This window comes from Bradyrhizobium sp. (genome assembly GCF_004799445.1).
In the GTDB taxonomy this organism is placed as follows: Bacteria; Pseudomonadota; Alphaproteobacteria; order Rhizobiales; family Xanthobacteraceae; genus Bradyrhizobium.
Genome location: NZ_SSNA01000054.1, coordinates 1 through 18949, shown reverse-complemented (window position 1 = coordinate 18949; position 18949 = coordinate 1). Strand labels below are relative to the sequence as shown.

The window sequence follows — 18949 nt, the reverse complement described above, 5'->3', positions numbered from 1 at the left end:
TTCGTCATTCCGGGATGGTCCGAAGGACCAGACCCGGAATCTCGAGATTCCGGGTTCGATGCTTCGCATCGCCCCGGAATGACGGTCAAACAACGTTGATATCTTCGCTTTCAAGCACCGGCCTGGGATAGCCGTCCCTCGCCACCCTGAGCATGGCGCGGCCGACCTGCTCGGTCGTGGTCAGGTATTTCGGCGCCACGCGGTTGAGCAGCGACAGCAGCGGTGCGGCGGCGACATAGATCGCCTGAACCCAGGCGGTCTTCGACCTGATGCCGTGCAGCGGCTGGATCGCGGCCGGACGAAACATGTAGGCCGCCTTGAACGGCAGCTTGAGCAGATCGTTTTCGGTCTTGCCCTTGATCCGCGCCCACATCAGCCGGCCCTGTTCGGTCGCGTCGGTGCCCTGCCCGGTGACATAGACGAACACCAACTGCGGATTGAGCCTTGCCAGTGTCGCCGCCGCGGCAAGCGTGATGTCGTAGGTCAAATGCCGGTAGCGTTCCTCGCTCATGCCGACCGACGAGACGCCGAGACAGAAAAAACAGGCGTCGTATCCCGTCAATTGCGATTCGATCGCCGAATAGTCCAGGAAATTGTCGTGCAGGATTTCACGCAGCTTTGGGTGTCGCTGCCCGGTCGAGCTGCGCCCGACCGCGAGCACGCTTTCAACCCCGGCGTCGAGCAGGCATTCGCGCAACACGCCCTGCCCGACCATGCCGGTGGCGCCAAACAGGATGACTTTCATCCGGCGAGATTTCACATCGGCCGGAATCGCCTGACCGCACCGATGATCGCGACAACGAAGAACAGGAGCACGATGCCTTGGACCACGGCGAAAACCGGTCCGGACGGCGGGTTGCCGGGCGCCAGCGCGGTCAGGGCCGGCACCTTCAGGAAGCTCTGGATCACCAGCACGAACACGTTGAAGTAAAGCGCGATCATCGCCGTCACCACATAGATCCAGCGCCACGCGCCGGAGAGCTTCATGGCGTAAAGCGCGATGCACGCGATCGCCAGCAGCACCAGCGAGAGAATGCCGATCATGTGCGACGGCAGCAACTTCTCAAACGGAAACAGAAAGCCGGTAGCGCTGGTCAAAATTGTCGTCAGCAGGAACAACGCGGTGAGGCCCGGCATCGCCTTGGAGCCGAAAAGCCCGGACAAGACGACCAGTCCCGAAACGATTCCGATCAGGCTTATGATGACGTGCAGCATCGTGAAGGCAGACAGACTCATACCCATAACCATGACGCGCTCCCCTCTTTAGATCCCGCCAAATGCTACGACTGCGGATCGAAAATAGCCACATGCCTCGGTGCATGGACGGCCTCCCGGCCATGCCGCATCGATCAAAAGGCAGCGAGCGGCGCCCAGGTTTTTTGCACGACTGTCATACTCTTCACCGACGCAGCGGTCGGCCGCGCAGATCCGGTGCGATCACCGTGTGCTTGTCGGAGAGTTTTGCAATCAGCGGCAACCACATATGGCTGGTTTCGGCAAAACCGTGCAGCAGCACGACGGGGTCGCCCTTGCCGGCGACGAGATAATGCAACTTGACGCCGTTGACATCGGCAACTTTGCTTTCCATCCGGCATTCCCTCGTGGCGTTGAAAACTGCTTCTAATAATAACGCGGGATCGGACCGTTATGCGGGGTTTTCCGGTCCGACAGATCGAATAATGCTTCGTCGACATAGCACCAGCCCCATCCTTCCGGCGGATCATAGCCCTCGATGATGGGGTGGCCGGTGGCGTGGAAATGTTTGGTCGCGTGCTTGTTGGGAGAATCGTCGCAGCAGCCGACATGGCCGCAGCTGCGGCAGATGCGCAGGTGCAGCCACACACTGCCGCTTTTCAGGCATTCCTCGCAACCGAGCGCGCTCGGCGTAACGTCCTGGATGCCGGCGATGTGGGTGCAGCCCTTGGCCATCTTCCCCCCTAAAGCGCCGGTTTCGCAGCATCGCCGAGAAAGCCGTGCAGCGCGGCAACCACCTGCGCGCCCTCGCCGATGGCGCCGCCGACCCGCTTGACCGATCCCGAGCGCACATCGCCGACGGCGAAAACGCCGGGCACCGAGGTTTCCAGCGCCGATGCCAGTTGACCTTCGGCCTTGTTGCCTTGGGCGTTGTCGCGCGCGCCGGTCACCACAAAACCGGCGCGGTCGACCAATACGCCGCAGCCGTCGAGCCAGCCGGTGGCCGGGTCGGCGCCGACAAACAGGAACAGATTGCGGATGTTCAGGGTGATCTCGTCAGGCGAGAGGCGGCTGCGCCAGCGCACGCGTTCCAGCGAGCCATCCTTGGTGCCTTCCAGCCCGACCACCTCGGCGTTGAAGATCAGCTCGATATTCGGCGCGGCCTCGATGCGCTCGATCAAATAGCGCGACATGCTGGCGCCGAGGCCGCCGCCGCGGATCACCATGTGAACCCTGCGGGCATGGCCCGACAGGAAAACCGCGGCCTGGCCGGCGGAGTTGCCGCCGCCGACCAGGATCACGTCCTGGTCGGTGCATAGCCGCGCCTCGATCGGCGAGGCCCAGTACCAGACGCCGCGGCCCTCGAAATCGGCGAGGTTTTCGATCTCGGGCCGACGGTAACGCGCGCCGCTTGCGACCACGACCGATCGCGCCCGCAACATCTCCCCATTGTCGAGCTTGAGGCCGAAGGCGCCGTCGCCATACGAACAATCGAGCGACTTCACCTCGACCGGGATCATGACTTCGGCACCGAACTTCTGGGCCTGGTTGAAGGCCCGGGCGGTGAGCGCATGACCGGAAATTCCGGTCGGAAAGCCAAGGTAGTTCTCGATGCGCGCGCTGGCACCGGCCTGTCCGCCGAACGCCCGCGTGTCGCACACCGCAACCGCAAGCCCCTCGGAGGCGGCATAGACCGCGGTCGACAATCCGGCCGGACCGCTGCCGACCACGGCGACGTCGTAAACCTTGTCCTTGGCAAGCGCGCGTATCATGCCCATCGCGCGCGCAAGTTCAGCTTCGCGCGGGTTGCGCAGCACGGTGCCATCGGGGGCCACCACCAGCGGCCAGTCGGCCTGCGACGGCGAATACCGCGCGATCAGTTCGGCGGCGTCGGTATCGGCGACCGGATCGAGCAGATGATGCGGATAGCCGTTGCGGGTGAGAAATCCCTGCAGGCGAATGACGCCGGCCGAATCGGAGGGGCCGATCAGCACCGGGCCGCCGGCGCCGCCGCGGATCAGGCTGACGCGGCGCAGGATCAGCGCGCGCATGATGCGCTCGCCGAGATCGGCTTCGGCGACCAGCAGCGCCCGCAACCGCTCCGGCGGAATCAGCAGCGTCTCGACCTCGCCTTCGGCGTGGCCGTCGACCAGCGCGACGCGGCCGGAGAGCTGGCCGATCTCGGCGAGAAACTGCCCCGGCCCCTGGTCGATGATGGGCGTGACATGGCCGAAGCCGTCGCGCTGCGTGATCGCCACATGGCCGGACAATACGACAAACATGCCGGGTCCGGGCTGGCCGGTCTCAAACAGTCTTTCGCCATCCTTGTAACTGCGCTCTGCGCCGAACCGGCGCATCCGCGCGATTTCCTGCGGCGTCAGCGTCGGAAAGGTCTGCTCGTAACGCGGGAATGCGCTTGCTGCCGGCACACCCTGATCCGCCTCATTGCCCATCGTGGTTCCCGCCACCATTTCGCTGCCGCCTCACCCCAAGGAAAACCAGACGATCAAGGATATTCCCGGGCGAGCCAACCGGCTATTTGCCCGGGTTTTTTCCGCTGCCGTCATGGGGGCCGACGTCATCGGAATTGGAAGACGCGATCGTGACATCGTCGCGCCCCCTCGCCTGCGATTTTCTCCGCTTGAGATTTTCGCGCAGCGCCAGCTTCAGCCGGTCCTGGCGCAGATCCTTCGCAGGCCTTGCCGATCGCCCCTCGCTTTTGTCCTTGTCGCCCGTCATCGTCGACCTGTTCGAATGCCTCGCTATTGAAAACCCTATCAGCCGAAAACCCAACCGGATGGGCGAAATTCGGGCACCGGGCGGGGAAATGGGGGACCGGATCGGCCCGCAACCGAGCCTGCCGAAGGCGGCCGGAGGCAATCGGGCCTTGAATCCGACCGTTTGAAAGGCCGAGCGGCGGGTCCCCGCGCTTGCGCGCCCTCCGGCCTTGTGGCAAGGATCGGCCCGCCTTGTAGGGGCCCTTTTGGGCCGATTCTCGTATCCGGGCATGCTGCCGTAGCTCAGTGGTAGAGCACTCCATTGGTAATGGAGAGGTCGACAGTTCAATCCTGTCTGGCAGCACCATTTTTTTCCGATCGAGAACTATTTTCGAGATAGCATCCAAGGGGATACCGGAATTTCTGCCGCGAGGCGGTGGTCAAATTCGGTTGCCTGCATCGATCCGATGCTGTCACCGCCGCGCAATTCCCCGGTCTTCAAGAAGGCGCTGGCCACGCGTCCGGCGCCATTCTCTTCGGCGCCTTGCAGCCGATCCGCGCAGCGACAAAGATATTGTATTCCGCGTCTTGCTGGGGAACCATGTGGCTGAAGTCAGCGTTAGCGCCGGTTCCACTTTCTGGCTGGCCGATGAATATCCTTGATCCACAGGGGCCGATCGGGGCCGCCGACAAAACCATCCTCATCGATTCCATCGCGATCATGCTGGTGATCGTGTTGCCGACCATCGCCGCCATTTTCGCGTTCGCATTCTGGTTTCGCCAGTCCAATCCCCGCGCCGTCTATCGTCCCGATTGGGCCCATTCCGGCCGCATCGAGCTTGTGGTGTGGTCGATCCCGACGCTCACCGTCATCCTGCTCGGCGGCGTCGCATGGATCGGCGCGCACCAGCTCGATCCGGCCGCGCCCGTCGCGGGCACCGGCAGCCCGGTCAGGATCCAGGTGGTGTCGCTCGACTGGAAATGGCTGTTCATTTACCCCGATCAGAGGGTGGCCACCGTCAATACGCTGACCGTCCCGGTCGGTGCGCCGCTGCAGTTCGAACTGACATCGTCAAGCGTGATGAACGTTTTCTTCGTCCCGCAGCTCGGCAGCATGATCTACACCATGAACGGCATGGTCACGCGGCTCAACCTTCGTGCCGATCAGGAAGGCGATTATCAGGGGCTGTCGGCGCATTTCAGCGGCGACGGCTTTCCCGACATGCTGTTCGATGTTCATGTCATCCCGACGCTCGGGTTCGCCGACTGGGTGACCAACACCGCGCGCAGCGACAAGATCCTGAATGCCGACAGCTACAACAAGCTCGCGCAACAGTCGATCGAGACGACCAAAACGAGCTATCGGCTCGCCGACCCCGAATTGTTCGGCAAGATCGGATCGCAAAAAATCCCGCCGGGTCCGGGGCCGCAACTGACCACGGACCTTGCGAAGCCCGACAGCGGAGTGAGCAATGCTAGGTAAACTGAGCTGGGCCGCGATCCCGTTCGACCAGCCGATCCCGCTCCTGACCGGAGCCGTTGTGCTGGTCGCGATCCTGGCGGTTCTGGCCTGGGTCATTATCGCGGGGCATCTGCCCTATCTCTGGCGCGAATGGATCACCAGCGTCGATCACAAGCGGATCGGCGTCATGTACACGCTGCTGGCGATGGTGATGCTGCTGCGCGGATTTGCCGACGCCATCCTGATGCGGGCGCAGCAGGCGGTTGCCTTTCATTCGCAAGGCTTTCTGCCGCCCGAACACTATAACCAGATCTTTTCCGCGCACGGCACCATCATGATCTTCTTTGTCGCGATGCCGTTCGTGATCGGATTGATGAATCTGGTGGTGCCGCTGCAACTCGGCGTTCGCGACGTGGCGTTTCCGACGCTGAATTCCGTCGGGTTCTGGCTCACCGCGACCGGCGCGCTGCTGGTCAATATCTCGCTGGTGGTCGGCGAATTCGCCCGCACCGGCTGGCTGCCTTATCCGCCGCTGTCGGAACTGACCTATTCGCCCGGCGTCGGCGTCGACTATTATGCATGGTCACTGGAAATCTCCGGCGTCGGCACGCTGGTGGCCGGCATCAATCTCGTCACCACCGTGCTGAAATTGCGCACCAGGGGCATGAGCTATTTGCGCATGCCGATGTTCTGCTGGACCACGCTGGCCTCCAATCTCCTGATCGTCGCGGCGTTTCCGATCCTGACCGCGACGCTCGCGATGCTGATTCTCGATCGCTATTTCGGCTTCCATTTCTTCACCAACGAGGCCGGCGGCAACATCATGATGTTCATGAACCTGATCTGGGCGTGGGGCCATCCGGAGGTCTATATCCTGGTGCTGCCCGCGTTCGGGATTTTCTCCGAAGTGGTATCGACCTTTTCCGGCAAGCCGCTGTTCGGCTACCGCTCGATGGTGCTTGCCACCATGGCGATTTTCATCATCTCGTTCATGGTGTGGCTGCATCACTTCTTCACCATGGGCGCGGGGCCCGACGTCAACGCCATCTTCGGTATAGCCAGCATGATCATCGCGGTGCCTACCGGAGTGAAGATCTACAACTGGCTGTTCACGATGTATGGCGGGCGGATTCGCTTCACCACGCCGATGCTGTGGTCGATCGGATTCATGGTGACTTTCATCCTCGGCGGCCTGACCGGCGTCCTGGTCGCGGTGCCGCCGGCGGACTTCCTGCTGCACAACAGCCTGTTCCTGGTCGCGCACTTCCACAACGTGATCATCGGTGGCGTGGTGTTCGGGGCCTTTGCCGGCTACACCTACTGGTTTCCGAAGGCGTTCGGTTTCCGCCTGCATGAGGGGCTCGGCAAGGCCGCGTTCTGGTTCTGGCTGGTCGGATTTTACGTCGCCTTCATGCCGCTGTATGCGGTCGGCTTCCTCGGCATGACCCGGCGCATGCAGCACTACGACGTCGCAGAATGGCGGCCATGGCTGATGGTGGCCGGCGGCGGCGCCGTCCTGATTCTGATCGGGATCATCTTCCAGATCATGCAGCTGGTGACCAGCATCCGCGATCGAGCGGAACTGCGCGACAGCACCGGCGATCCCTGGGACGGGCGGTCGCTGGAATGGGCCACCGCGTCGCCGCCGCCGGTGTTCAACTTCGCGGTGATGCCCGACGTGCGCGGCGAAGATGCCTACTGGGCCATGAAGGTGCAGGCTCAACAGCAAGCCCTCGAGGGCCGCGAGCCGGACTACCGGGATATCGAAATGCCGCGAAACTCGCCGACCGGCTTTGTCTGCGCGTTCTTCGCCACCATCATGGGCTTCGCGCTGATCTGGCACATCTGGTGGATGGTGGCCGCGGGCGGCATCGGCGCGTTCGCGACCTTCGTCGCCTTCGCCTGGCGCGACCATGACGAATACGTCATCCCGGCGGCGGAAGTCGCGCGCATCGATCGCGCCAACCTGGAACAGCGGCGGGCCGCGCTCAGTCTGGCGGGGGGCACGTGATGACCGATGCCACGCTGGCTTTCGCCGAGGCCGACGCGCACATGCAGGGAGCCGTCGTCGCGCATGACGGGCCGGCGCCGAAGCGGATCGTGACCGGCTACGGCTTCTGGATCTTCCTGCTCAGCGACATCGTGATGTTCTCGTGCTTTTTTGCGAGCTATGCGGTGCTGCTCGGACAGACCGCCGGCGGCCCGAGCGGCGCACAATTGTTCGACCTCAAGGGTGTCGCGGCCGAGACCGCCTGCCTCTTGCTGTCGAGCTTCACCTGCGGCCTTGCCAGCATCGCAGCCGATGTGCGCAGCGCGCGCTGGTACCAGGCAGCGATGGCGGCGACCTGTGTCCTTGGGCTCGCATTCCTGGCGCTGGAAGGACACGAATTTGCCGGTCTCGTTGCGCGCGGCGCGGGCCCGACGCGGAGCGCCTTCCTGTCCGCCTTCTTTGCCCTGGTGGGATGCCACGGCATGCACGTCTCGGCCGGGATCCTCTGGCTTCTCACCATGATGGCGCAGGTATTTGCCAAGGGCTTTCGAGCCGATATCATGCGCCGCCTGCTTTGCTTCGCGCTGTTCTGGCATGCGCTCGACATCATCTGGGTCGCGATATTCTCGGTCGTCTATCTCCTGGGGAGCGCCGCATGAGCGAACTTCATGAACTGCATGACTACCGCGACGTCGCCCCCGGCGATGAAGAGGAAGTCCGCGTCGGCCCGCGGCTGCTCGGCTACGTCGTCGGCCTCGGTCTTGCGATTGTTCTGACGATAACGTCCTTTTTTGTCGCCGGCACCGACCTCGTCTGGCAGCCGAGTATTCCCGTCGCCCTGGTCGTGCTGGCGATGGCGCAGATGGGCGTGCATCTGGTGTTCTTCCTTCACATCACGACGGGCGCGGACAACACCAACAACGTGCTGGCACTCGCCTTCGGCCTGCTGATCGTGTTCCTGGTGATCGGCGGATCGCTGTGGATCATGTCCAATCTCAACCACAACATGATGCCGATGGACCAGATCATGCAGATGCAGCGCTGAACGCGCGCGGCACGCGGCCGGTAAAGAGATCAAGCGCCCCAGTCGATCAAACAGTGCGCTTAGTCACGATCATGCCGCCCGAACCGAGCTCAGGAATTTGCTGACTTCCACCTTGAGCCGGTTACTGTCCCCGGACAGCAGCCGCGCCGCGGAGAGCACGACCGATGAGGCCGAGCCGGTTTCGCTGGCCCCGCGCTGTACGTCGCTGATGTTGGATGACACCTGCTGGGCGGCCCGCGAAACGTGCTGCACGTTGCGGGATATTTCATTGGTCGCCGAACCCTGCTCTTCCACGGCAGATGCGATCGACGACGCAATCTCCGACATCCGCTCGATGGTGCGGCCGATCTCCTTGATCGCAGCAACCGAGTCCTGCGTTGCCGTCTGAATCCCTGTGACCTGCAGGCCGATCTCGCTGGTCGCCTTCGCCGTCTGTTCCGCCAACGCCTTGACCTCGGCCGCCACGACGGCAAAGCCACGGCCGGCTTCGCCGGCGCGCGCCGCCTCGATGGTGGCGTTCAAAGCCAGAAGGTTGGTCTGCCCGGCGATCATGTTGATCAGTTCGACCACATCGCCAATCCGGGCCGCGGCCTTCGCCAGTTCGCCGACCCGATCGTTGGTCTCTTGCGCCTGCCCGACGGCCTTCGTGGCAATGCCGGCGGATGCCTGCACCTGACGCCCTATCTCGTTGACCGACGAGGCCATTTCTTCAGTGGCCGAAGCCACCGACTGCACATTGGTGGAGGTTTCTCCGGACGCCGCCGCCACGATCGTGGTCAGTTCAAGCGAACGTTCGGCATTGGCCGCCAAGGCGACCGCGGACTCTTCCAACCCGGTCGAAGCGGACGAAACCGTGTTGACGATCTCACCGATCGCATTTTCGAAATCATCGGCCAGCCGCGTCATGTCGGCCTTGCGCTGCGAGAGCTGCCGCTGTTCGGCGCCCGACTGTTCTTCGCGAAGCCGCCCGGCGTCGACCAACGTATCCTTGAATACGCCCAGGCTGCGCGAAATGCGGCCAATCTCGTTGCGGCGATCACGGTACGGAACCTCGATCGCGAGATTACCCGATGCGAGCCCGTCCATCACGCTGCAAATCCTGTCGAGCGGGCGGACAAGGCCACGGCCGAGAAACAGCGCTGTGAAGGTTGCGATGAGCAGGCCGGCCAATCCGCCTGCCGCAATCCATACCGCGCGGCTGAAGATGACCTCATCAATATCGTCGATGTAAACGCCCGCCTGGATCGCCAGGGACTTGTCGCCGGCGCCATAGCCGCTGACATAGGAGAGCTTGGCCTGCTCCTTGCCGCCGACGACCCTCGGAACGTTATATTCCACGTATCCACCGCCGGCCCGCGCCTTTTCAACGACATCCTGAATCAGCAGGCGCCCGTGGCTGTCCTTGAAGTCCCAGCGATTGACGTTGATGTATTTGGGGTTGGAATGCACATAGGTGACGCCCGCATTGTCCTTGCTGGCGCCGTAGACGCCGATGTAGTCGGCGTACGGCCCCCAGCGCATGGCACCGATCGCGTCGAAGGCAAGTTGCTGGGCTTCGGCCGGTTGAAGCTTCCCGGCCTTGGCCTTGTCATCATAATACGCAAGGATCTTCTTGGCGGTCTCGACGATGTCGAGCACCTTGACCTGCCGTTCCTCAATAACCGTGCTGCGGACGACCCAGATTTGGTAGGCCATCATGGCGACAAAGACGGCGGAAAGCACCGCAATGATCGTGATGAAGCGTGCATATACGGTGAGGTGTCGCATGATCGGCTCCCTCACCCCAAAAGAGAGTCTTTGCATTAAAAGAGAATTAAGTTGCTGCTTCAATGGCTTGGAATTTTGACCAGTGGGCCAGGATTCAATCCCGTCTGGCGACACGATTTTTTCGGGTTTTCTCTTGCTGTCGTTGCCGATAAACGCGTTTGACCATCCGGGTCGCGATATCGGTTTTTCGCGCGTTCCACCTCCGATTGTCAGGCGCAAACTAGTTCAGGGGGAGGGGTCCGAAGTAGCAGTCCTTTCTCTCTGCGCCTCCGTCGCCGACTCAGATAGTCCTGCGCGATGCTTTCGCTGGTGCACCAATTCTACGCCATGGGATCCGATTGTGCGGTCCACCTGCACGGGCGAACGGCCAAAGACGTTGAACGCTTTGCGGCAGCCGCCGAGGGGGAAATAAGAAGAATCGAGGCGCGCTATTCGCGCTACCGCAGCGATAGCGAACTTGCGCGGATCAACAAGATCGCCGCGACCGGTGGTGTGATCGATATCGACGCAGAGACCGCGGGATTGATCGCCTACGCCAAGGCCTGCTTTGCGAAGAGCGACGGCGCTTTTGACGTTACCTCAGGTCGGCTTCGCGCGGTTTGGGACTTCTCAGTTGCGCGTTTGCCAGATCAGCGGTCGATCGACGCGGCTTTGCCCTTCATCGGCCTCGACAATTTGGTGCTCACCAACGGCCGGCTTCACTTCCGCCGACCCGGCATGGAGCTCGATTTTGGCGGCTTGGGTAAGGAGTATGCGGCCGATCGAGCCGCAGAGGTCTGCGCCGACCTTGGCATGCGTCACGGCTTCATCGATTTGGGTGGCGATATTCGCGTGGTTGGCCCGCAACCCGACGGGCTTCCCTGGCGAATTGGCATCCGTCATCCGCGCGACGCTGACAGACCGGCTGCCGAAATCGCACTACCGAGCGGCGCGCTCGCCACCAGTGGGGACTATGAACGCTTCATCGAGGTCGATGGCCGGCGTTATTGCCATATCCTCGATCCCAAAACCGGATGGCCTGCCCACGGCCTTTCGTCAGTTACCGTGATCTCGGATCGCTGCCTGGTCGCAGGCAGTCTGTCGACGGCGGCGATGTTGAAAGGACCCGCTGGAGCCGCCTGGCTCCACGGCCTCGGCGTCCGTCACCTCGTGATCGATGAAGACGGAAGTTCTTGCGGCACCGAACCACCGCTCACGCGGTCTGGTTGATCAATGTGCCCGGCGGTGCCGTGGGCGGCACGTTGGTGGGATTGATCTGATTCAGTGCCTGCAGGCTCGCCGTCAACGAATCGGTCGCTTGTGATCCCGACGATGCGGAGCCATCGGCACGAAGCGATGCCATCAATTTCGACATCGTCGAGACGAAATCCTGCTTCGATACTTTGCCCGTGCCCGTGGGATCGAGCGAGGCGAAGATCGCATCCGCGCCTTGCTTCTGGAACACGGCAGGGGGATTTTTTGTCTGGAACGCCTGCTCGAACTGGGACTGCGTGATGCTGCCCGAGCCGCTGGTGTCGATCGAATCAAACAGGTTCGACATCTTTTGCTGCGGCGGAGCGCCTGAGCTCGCGCCGGAGACGGCATGAAGCGCCGAAGAAGACGCGATTCCGGAGATATTCATGACTTGCCTTCACGATCGGCTTCGAAAATTTCGAACTATTCATCACGAAGCTGTCAGACAGACGTGAACAGTTTCCTAACCATGAGTGTTCCGCAGCGGGCGCGCTACCGCCGAACCTCTTCCTGCGCATTGACCGGCCTTCGAAATTCGCCGTTTTCAGTTCCCGCTGTTGCAGCGGCGCCATACGAGCGGGGCAAAAATTAAGGCTTCTTTTAGGTTTGATTAAGGCTCCATTAAGCACAGAAAATCGTTGTTCTCCCAATGGGTTGGGTTGTCACGGAGTGTGGCCAATGGGTGACAGCTTTTTAGTCAAAAGCTGTCTAAGTCCGCGCCATAGACGACGCGCTGAAAAGCAGCCGGTCTGAAAACTCAAAAAGCACTCTGGAGACCAAACTAATGAAGAAGTTTCTACTCGGTACTGTGGCTCTCGTCGCCCTCGGCGCGACCGTGCCAGCACTTGCAGCCGACCTTCCCGCCCGCACCTACACCAAGGCGCCGGCTTACGCCGCTCCGATCTACAACTGGACCGGTTTCTACGTCGGCGGTCACATCGGCGGCGCGTTCAACGGCGACAGCAATTTCGGTGGACTGTCCACCGGCAACAACAATGACGGCCGCTTCCTCGGCGGTCTGCAGGCTGGCTATGACTACCAGTTCGCCCCCAGCTGGGTGCTCGGTATCGAAGGTCAGTACAGCTGGCTTGGCAGCAACAACAACGGCATCGTCTTCCCCGGCGGATTCACCTACACCAACAACCAGCGCGCGCTCGCCTCTGTGACCGGCCGCGTCGGTTACACCTGGGGTCCGGGCCTGCTCTACGTGAAGGGCGGCTATGCCTACTCCGACAACAACGAATCCGTGACGCTCGCTGGCGTTCCGACCGCATTCGCGTTCTCGGGCGGCCATCGCGACGGCTACACGGTAGGCGCCGGTCTCGAATACATGTTCACCCAGAACTGGTCGGGCAAGATCGAGTACCAGTACTACAACTTCGGCAACAGCTCGTTCGTGACCCCGGTCGCGCTCGCGCCGTTCGGCAGCTTCCGCACCGACGACCATGTTGTGAAGGCTGGTATCAACTATCGCTTCAACTGGGGTGGCCCGGTGGTCGCGAAGTACTGATCCGCGTCTGATCCAAAGTGTTCTGAAAAGGCCGGCCTCGCGCCGGCCTTTTTACTTTGTCCCCACGCAAAAATCGCGAAACTCGCTCAGGGCATTTTACCGCTGGTGCAAGCACCGCCCCGTACTCTGTGCGGAAATCACGATTGTGTTCGGCTGGCGACCCGCCGATAGTGGGCCAAGCCGATAACAGGCCATTTGCGAAGCCAAACGATGCACTCAAAAGCAGCCGCTGCCCAGTCCTCGGTCGAGGCACTGCGTTACCCCTGGGAAAATCATCCCGGTCCGGATCAGGTCGTCGAGGTGATGCCTGGCGTGCTGTGGGTCCGGCTCAAGCTGCCGTTTCGTCTCAATCACGTGAATATCTATCTGCTCGCCGACGGCGACGGCTGGGCGATGGTGGATTCCGGGTTCGGCAACGAGGAGTCGATCGCGGCCTGGACCGCCTTGTTCGAGGGGCCGCTGGCGCATGTGAAAATCACGCGGCTGATCGTGACCCATTCGCATCCCGATCACGTCGGCCTCGCGGGCTGGGTGGTCGATCGTTTCAACTGCCCGCTGCAGATGTCGCAGGTCGAATACCTGCAATCGGTCCATCATCAGAACCGCGGCACCGAAGAACGCAAGATGGCGCAGCGCCTGTTCTTCCGCCGCCACGGCATGGACGAGAACCTGACCGACAAACTGCTCGGCCGCGGCCAGGATTACCTGAAGCGGGTATCGGTGCTGCCGCCGTCCTATCGCCGCATCTCGCACGGCGACGAGATTTCGATCGGCACCAGGCGCTTCAAGGTCATTACCGGCGGCGGCCACGCGCTCGACCAGGTGATGCTCTATTGCGCCGCCGACAAACTGTTCCTGTCGGCCGATCAGGTACTGAGCAAGATTTCACCCAATGTCAGCGTCTGGGCGGTCGAACCCGACCAGAACTCGCTGGGCGAATATCTGGCCTCGCTAGCAAGCCTCACCACCACTTTGCCTTACGACCTGCTGGTGCTGCCCGGCCACGGCGTCCCGTTCTACGGATTGAAGACGCGGATCAAGCAACTGGCCGATCACCACGAGGAACGTTGCCGGCTGATCGCGGACGCCTGCCGCGAAACCTCCAGGACCTCCAAGGAACTGGTGCCGGTGGTGTTCCACAAGCACGTGCTCGACGCCCATCAGATGGGGTTTGCCGCCGGCGAACTGATCGCGCATGTCAACTACATGCTGGTCGAAGGCCGCCTCACGGCCGACGAGAGCGACGGCGTGCTGCACTTCACGACGACGTGACGCGGCAGCCGAGCCTGACATGACACGAAGATCAGTTCGGTGCCTTCTGTTGCTCTGCGTGGCCATTTTCGGTCATGCACCGGCCTATTCTCAAAAGGTCGCGGAAGTGACGCTGATGACGGCCGGCGACGGCAGCGCATTCCTGCCGTACGGCCAGGGCGTCGCCGCCTATCTTGCGTCCAAGGGCATCAGCATCGACGTCAAAAAGAGCGCCGGCTCCAACGAGAACCTGTCAGCCGTTGATGCGTCCGCGACAACCATCGGAACGGCTTTCATGGTCTCCGCATTTGATGCGATGAACGCGGCCGGTTGGGCGGCCGGCCGCAAGCACGAAAACCTGCGTGCCTTGTTCCCGATGTACGAGACCTCGTTCCAGGTCGCGGCATTGCGCAGCAGTGCGATCACATCGCTCGCCGACCTCGACGGCAAGAAGGTCGGCGTCGGTCCGGCAAAAGCTCCGGCCGAAGTGTTCTTTCGAGCGGCGGCCGAGGCCGCCCGCGTCAGACCGATCATCGTCAACGGCGATCCGGCCGCGCTCGCCAAACTGGTTACGGCGGGCGAGATCGACGCCCTGTGGCAGGGCGCCGTGGTCCCGATTCCATCCCTTAGCGACGTCGCCGATCGAGCCGACGCGGTCGTGTTCGGCCTCTCTGAGGCCGAAGTCGCCGCCATGCTGGAGAAATTCCCGCAGCTCTCCGCGACGATCGTTCCACCGGGAAACTACAAGGGCCAGACGGCGGAAATCAGGAGCGTTTCCGCCTGGAATTTCGTGGTCGCCAATAAGGATCTTCCGGTCGAAGTGGCCTATGCGATCACCAAGGCGATCCTGTCGGCCAACGATCCCAAATCCGAAATTTATCCGACCGCCGGTGGCACGCTCGCCCGCAATGCCACCCACAACCGAATCATGCCGTTCCATCCGGGCGCGATGCGATTCTATGCCGAGGCCGGCATCGTACTCCCGGCGCGTTGAAGCTTGAACCGCGCCGCTTCGCGGCCGCCCTACGTCTCCAAATTGAACAGCTTCGTCGCAGTGCGCCCGAGGATGTCGGCCTTCTGGTCGTCGCTGAGCGAGGTCGAGGCGAAGATGTGGTCCACCGGATTGAGCTGCCAGGGATAAGGATAGTCGCTGCCGAGCACGATCTGGCCGGCGCCGACCTGCGCCGCCAGATGGCGGATCGCTTCAGGCGAAAAGACCAGGGAGTCGAAATAGATCTGTTTGAGATATTCGGTCGGCGCCTTTTTCAGCTTAATGTCGGCATTGCAGCCCTTGGGCCCGACCATGCAAGCGTGGTCGGAACGATCCGCATAGGACGCCAGGTAGCCGCCGCCATGGGCGGCGATCACTTTCAGCCCGGGGAAGCGATCGAGCGTGCCTTCGAAGATGAGATGCGAAAGCGCTATCGTCGTGTCCAGCGGATTGCCGATGGCGTTGCCGAGCCAGCCATTGCCCGACAGCCGCTTGTTGAGCTCAGGCATGCCCTGCGGATGGATGAACAAGGGCACGCCGAGTTCCTCAGCCCTGGCCCAGACCGGATGGAACTTGGGATCGGAGAAATCAACGCCGTTCACCGAGCCGCCGATCGCGGCGCCCTTCAGCCCCTGCTTCTTCACCGCGGTTTCGAGTTCCTGCACGGCGAGGTCGGGTGCCTGCAAGGTAAGCGAGGCAAAGGCTGCGAAGCGCTCCGGCTTTGAAGCGCAAAGCTCGGCGAGCTTCTCGTTCTGCATCTTGACGATCTGCGCGGCAAGATCGCGCTCGCGGTGGTACCAGAAGGGATTGATCGAGAGCACCTCCATGTCGACGGCCTGCGCGTCCATGGCGGCGAGCCGCTGGGTCAGATCGAGAAAGGTCTCGGGCGCGCCCCTGACCGGGCCGAGCTGAAGCTTGATGCCTTCCTCGCCAAGCAGCGCGCCGGCTTCGCGGAAATGGCAATGGGAGTGCACGTCAATGGTCTTGATACGTTTGCCGTTGACCAACACGGGTAATTTCTGGCCCGCCGGCTGCTGGGCGTGTGCGCTGTGCAGGAGACCACAGCCGCAAAAGACGATGCCGGCAGCGACACCGGCGGTACCGGCCTTCAGAAAATCACGGCGTGTGGTCATGAGAAATTTCCTCCATGGCTGTTGTTGGCCGGCGCGGTCTGCCACCGCCACGCCGTGCTTGGTTCCGGACCGGAGTCGGCCGCGATGCGCGGACGGCCAGATGCCCGATGGAGGAGGATGGTAGGACAGGCCACGGGCCGCCATCAAGACGGGCCGCCGGCAGACGGTCAATGCTTCAGAATCTTGGCAAGGAAGGCTTTGGCACGCTCGGACCGGGGCGCATCGAAGAATGCCGCCGCCGCCGCGGTCTCGACGATCTCGCCGCCGTCCATGAAAAGCACCCGATTCGCCACGCTCCTGGCAAACCCCATCTCATGGGTGACGCACACCATGGTCATGCCCTGGCGGGCCAGTCCGGTCATGACGTCGAGGACCTCGTTGACCATTTCCGGGTCGAGCGCGGAGGTGGGCTCGTCAAACAGCATGACCTCCGGGTCGAGCGCCAATGCCCGCGCGATCGCCACGCGCTGTTGCTGTCCGCCGGACAATTGCGCGGGGTGCTTGGCAATGTGGGCTGACAGTCCGACCCGCGCCAGCAACGACCGCGCCTTCTCCTCGGCAGCGGCTTTGGATCGCTTCAGCACCTTGGTTTGGGCGATCGTGACGTTGCTCAGGACCGTCAAATGCGGAAACAGCTCGAAACTCTGAAACACCATGCCGACAGAGCGGCGCAAGGCCGCGACGTTGGTCACCTCAGGCGCCAGCCGAAAGCCGCCAACATTGATCTCGCCGGAGTCGATGGTCTCAAGCCCGTTCACCGTCTTGATCAAGGTGCTTTTTCCGGAACCGGAAGGCCCGCAAATCACCACCACTTCGCCGCGGGCAATGCTGGCGGAGCAATTCTTCAGGACCTGGAACGAACCGTAAGACTTCGAAACGCTGTTGATCTCGATCATCACCGGGCTCCGTAGGCGAGACGACCTTGCAGCTGTTTGACGAATTGGGAGGCGGCATAGCAGACCACGAAATAGATCACGCCGACGGTCAGATACATTTCCACCAGCCGGCCATCGCGCTGGGCGATCTTGGTCGCCGCACCCAAGAGGTCGGTTGCCGATATGACGTAGACCAGCGAGGTATCCTGGAACAGCACGATGGTCTGGGTCAGCAGGATCGGCAGCACGTTGCGGATCGCCTGCGGAAACAGAATATAGATGTAAGCGTGGAACTTGGAGAGCCCGAGCGCTTCGCACGCCGAATACTGTCCGGGCGAGATCGAACGGAAGCCGGCGCGCACGATCTCGGCGTAATAGGCGGCTTCGAACAGGACGAAGGTCACGAAAATCGTCAGTGACGCCCCGACCGCCACCGGGCGGCCACTGCGGGTCATCCATCCGATCGCCCAGGGAACGAGAAAGAAAACCCAGAAGATCACGAGGATGAGCGGGATCGACCGCATCAGGTTCACGTAAGCGGTCGCCAGCGTCGAGACGAGCCGGTTGCGCGACAACCGCGCCACCGCAAGCAGGCTTCCGAACACAATGCCGCCGGTAACGCCGACCACGGTAATCTGCACCGTGAACCAAAGGCCGCTCAGCAGATACGGCGTTGCGGACGCGATGGCGGAAAGGTCGACCATCATGGCCGCGCGCCTCCGCCGGCCAGAGCGGGCAATTGCGCGGCCCGTTCGATCCGGTGCATGATTTGCCAGGCCAGCAGAGCGATCACGAGATAGACGATCGTCACCACGCCGAACGCTTCGAAGGTGCGGAACGTGTTTTCGTTGATCTCGCGGGCGGTCGCCGTCAGTTCGACAAGCCCGATCGTGAGCGCCACCGAGGTGTTCTTGAAGATCGTCATGAACTCGTTGGTGAGGGTCGGCAGGATGATCCGGAACGCCTGCGGCAACAGGATCAAGCGGTACATGTTGCCCTGGCCGAAGCCGAGCGCGGACGCGGCCTGCATCTGCCCCGACGGCAAGGCCTGGATCCCGGCGCGAACCTGCTCGGCAATCCGCGCGGCGGTGAAGAGGCCGAGACAGATCAGCGCCGGGACGAAACTGCCCCAGGGCGGATCCATCTGCTTGATCGCCATGCCGACGCGAACCGGGAGCAGCTCGGGCAGCACGAAGTACCAGAAGAACATCTGCACGAGCAGCGGGATATTGCGAAAGGTCTCGACATAGACGCGACCCAGCCTGGGGAGAATTCCCCTCGGCAAGGTGCGCGCAACGCCGACAAGCGTGCCGACGATGAGCGCGATGGTCCAGGCGCCGAGCGCAAGGGAGAGGGTCCAGCCGAGGCCGTTCACGATCCAGTCGAGATATCGTCCTGCGCCATCGCGGGGTCGGCTCGAACAGCAAGGACATGGGCGACCGCACTCCTAAGACGCACCTAGAGCATGATGGCGTGGAATCGGCACAAGACTCCGATTCACCTCTCCCCGCGAAGAGTGGGGAGAGGGAGAAGGGGTCGATCGGCGCTCGGCATGTTGCCGGTCACTGGCCGTTGGCCTTGTCGCTCGGGGCCTTGACCAATTCCCTGAGCTTCTCCGATTGCGGGAAATTCAGGTTGATGTTCTTGGGAGGAATCGGGCTCTCGAACCACTTGGTGTAAAGCCTGTCGTACAGGCCCGACTTCATCGCCTCCTTCAGCGCGTCATCGACCAGCTGCTTGAACTCGCCGTCGCCCTTCGACATCATGACGCCGTAGGGATC

General features: G+C 62.3%; 21 protein-coding genes and 1 tRNA gene. 9 read left to right on the top strand and 13 right to left on the bottom strand.

All coding sequences use genetic code 11. The annotated features are described in order from the left end of the window. Positions 1-85: 85 nt before the first annotated feature. The 6 genes from E8A46_RS05705 to E8A46_RS05680 all read right to left on the bottom strand — a co-directional run bounded on the left by E8A46_RS05705 (position 86) and on the right by E8A46_RS05680 (position 3933). Positions 86-745 carry an epimerase gene (locus E8A46_RS05705; RefSeq protein ID WP_291558544.1) on the bottom strand — a complete coding sequence of 220 codons (660 nt, stop codon included), beginning with the start codon at positions 743-745 and terminating at the stop codon, positions 86-88. 11 nt (positions 746-756) lie between these two features. Beyond that, the gene (locus E8A46_RS05700) at positions 757-1248 is read right to left on the bottom strand and encodes a hypothetical protein (protein WP_291558542.1); all 492 of its coding nucleotides are present in this window, start codon (positions 1246-1248) and stop codon (positions 757-759) included. A 151-nt stretch (positions 1249-1399) separates the two neighbouring features. After that, the gene (locus tag E8A46_RS05695; protein WP_291558539.1) at positions 1400-1588 is read right to left on the bottom strand and encodes an alpha/beta fold hydrolase; all 189 of its coding nucleotides are present in this window, start codon (positions 1586-1588) and stop codon (positions 1400-1402) included. 32 nt (positions 1589-1620) lie between these two features. Continuing rightward, positions 1621-1929, bottom strand: coding sequence for a UBP-type zinc finger domain-containing protein (locus E8A46_RS05690; RefSeq protein ID WP_291558537.1), 309 nt, complete (start codon positions 1927-1929; stop codon positions 1621-1623). An 8-nt stretch (positions 1930-1937) separates the two neighbouring features. Continuing rightward, the gene (locus tag E8A46_RS05685) at positions 1938-3647 is read right to left on the bottom strand and encodes an FAD-dependent oxidoreductase (protein WP_291558550.1); all 1710 of its coding nucleotides are present in this window, start codon (positions 3645-3647) and stop codon (positions 1938-1940) included. Positions 3648-3729: 82 nt separating this feature from the next. Continuing rightward, positions 3730-3933: a hypothetical protein gene (locus E8A46_RS05680; protein WP_291558535.1), complete on the bottom strand. Its 204-nt coding sequence runs from the start codon at positions 3931-3933 to the stop codon at positions 3730-3732. A gap of 270 nt (positions 3934-4203) precedes the next feature. On the opposite strand from E8A46_RS05680, the gene E8A46_RS05675 reads away from it, so the two are divergent. The 5 genes from E8A46_RS05675 (at position 4204) to cyoD (ending at position 8408) form a co-directional block, all read left to right on the top strand. Next, positions 4204-4278: transfer RNA gene (locus tag E8A46_RS05675), tRNA-Thr, on the top strand. Positions 4279-4512: 234 nt separating this feature from the next. Beyond that, positions 4513-5394, top strand: coding sequence for a ubiquinol oxidase subunit II (cyoA, locus tag E8A46_RS05670; protein ID WP_291558533.1), 882 nt, complete (start codon positions 4513-4515; stop codon positions 5392-5394). Beyond that, positions 5384-7384, top strand: coding sequence for a cytochrome o ubiquinol oxidase subunit I (cyoB, locus tag E8A46_RS05665; protein WP_291558531.1), 2001 nt, complete (start codon positions 5384-5386; stop codon positions 7382-7384). The genes cyoA and cyoB overlap by 11 nt, the downstream gene beginning before the upstream one ends. 41 nt (positions 7385-7425) lie before the next feature. Beyond that, the gene (locus tag E8A46_RS05660) at positions 7426-8022 is read left to right on the top strand and encodes a cytochrome (ubi)quinol oxidase subunit III (protein WP_291558548.1); all 597 of its coding nucleotides are present in this window, start codon (positions 7426-7428) and stop codon (positions 8020-8022) included. Then, a complete protein-coding gene (cyoD, locus tag E8A46_RS05655; protein ID WP_291558529.1) occupies positions 8019-8408 on the top strand; it encodes a cytochrome o ubiquinol oxidase subunit IV in 390 nt (129 codons plus the stop codon). The genes E8A46_RS05660 and cyoD overlap by 4 nt, the downstream gene beginning before the upstream one ends. Before the next feature lie 69 nt (positions 8409-8477). On the opposite strand, the gene E8A46_RS05650 is transcribed toward cyoD, so the two are convergent. Beyond that, positions 8478-10175, bottom strand: coding sequence for a methyl-accepting chemotaxis protein (locus E8A46_RS05650; protein WP_291558527.1), 1698 nt, complete (start codon positions 10173-10175; stop codon positions 8478-8480). Between the two features lie 297 nt (positions 10176-10472). On the opposite strand from E8A46_RS05650, the gene E8A46_RS05645 reads away from it, so the two are divergent. Further along, complete coding sequence (locus E8A46_RS05645; RefSeq protein ID WP_363251152.1) at positions 10473-11384, top strand: FAD:protein FMN transferase; 912 nt, start codon at positions 10473-10475, stop codon at positions 11382-11384. On the opposite strand, the gene E8A46_RS05640 is transcribed toward E8A46_RS05645, so the two are convergent. Continuing rightward, positions 11368-11796 (bottom strand): EF-hand domain-containing protein, encoded by a 429-nt coding sequence (locus E8A46_RS05640; protein WP_291558525.1) that lies wholly within the window; start codon positions 11794-11796, stop codon positions 11368-11370. The genes E8A46_RS05645 and E8A46_RS05640 overlap by 17 nt on opposite strands. 396 nt (positions 11797-12192) lie before the next feature. Between E8A46_RS05640 and E8A46_RS05635 the strand changes: the two genes are divergently transcribed. The 3 genes from E8A46_RS05635 to E8A46_RS05625 all read left to right on the top strand — a co-directional run bounded on the left by E8A46_RS05635 (position 12193) and on the right by E8A46_RS05625 (position 15163). Next, the gene (locus E8A46_RS05635; RefSeq protein ID WP_291558523.1) at positions 12193-12918 is read left to right on the top strand and encodes an outer membrane beta-barrel protein; all 726 of its coding nucleotides are present in this window, start codon (positions 12193-12195) and stop codon (positions 12916-12918) included. A 210-nt stretch (positions 12919-13128) separates the two neighbouring features. Beyond that, on the top strand, positions 13129-14190 hold the full coding sequence (locus E8A46_RS05630) for an MBL fold metallo-hydrolase (RefSeq protein WP_291558521.1): 1062 nt from the start codon (positions 13129-13131) through the stop codon (positions 14188-14190). Between the two features lie 19 nt (positions 14191-14209). After that, positions 14210-15163 carry a TAXI family TRAP transporter solute-binding subunit gene (locus E8A46_RS05625; protein WP_291558519.1) on the top strand — a complete coding sequence of 318 codons (954 nt, stop codon included), beginning with the start codon at positions 14210-14212 and terminating at the stop codon, positions 15161-15163. Positions 15164-15192: 29 nt separating this feature from the next. Here the strand turns inward: E8A46_RS05625 and E8A46_RS05620 are convergent, their stop codons facing one another. The 5 genes from E8A46_RS05620 to E8A46_RS05600 all read right to left on the bottom strand — a co-directional run. Next, positions 15193-16293: an amidohydrolase family protein gene (locus E8A46_RS05620; RefSeq protein WP_291558517.1), complete on the bottom strand. Its 1101-nt coding sequence runs from the start codon at positions 16291-16293 to the stop codon at positions 15193-15195. A 167-nt stretch (positions 16294-16460) separates the two neighbouring features. Further along, the gene (locus tag E8A46_RS05615; protein ID WP_291558515.1) at positions 16461-17189 is read right to left on the bottom strand and encodes an amino acid ABC transporter ATP-binding protein; all 729 of its coding nucleotides are present in this window, start codon (positions 17187-17189) and stop codon (positions 16461-16463) included. Beyond that, the gene (locus E8A46_RS05610) at positions 17189-17875 is read right to left on the bottom strand and encodes an amino acid ABC transporter permease (RefSeq protein ID WP_291558513.1); all 687 of its coding nucleotides are present in this window, start codon (positions 17873-17875) and stop codon (positions 17189-17191) included. The genes E8A46_RS05615 and E8A46_RS05610 overlap by 1 nt, the downstream gene beginning before the upstream one ends. After that, positions 17872-18543: an amino acid ABC transporter permease gene (locus E8A46_RS05605; RefSeq protein ID WP_291558511.1), complete on the bottom strand. Its 672-nt coding sequence runs from the start codon at positions 18541-18543 to the stop codon at positions 17872-17874. Before E8A46_RS05605 ends, E8A46_RS05610 begins: the two co-directional genes overlap by 4 nt. A 187-nt stretch (positions 18544-18730) precedes the next feature. Then, positions 18731-18949: transporter substrate-binding domain-containing protein (locus E8A46_RS05600; protein ID WP_291558509.1), on the bottom strand; the 219-nt coding region annotated here is incomplete at its 5' end.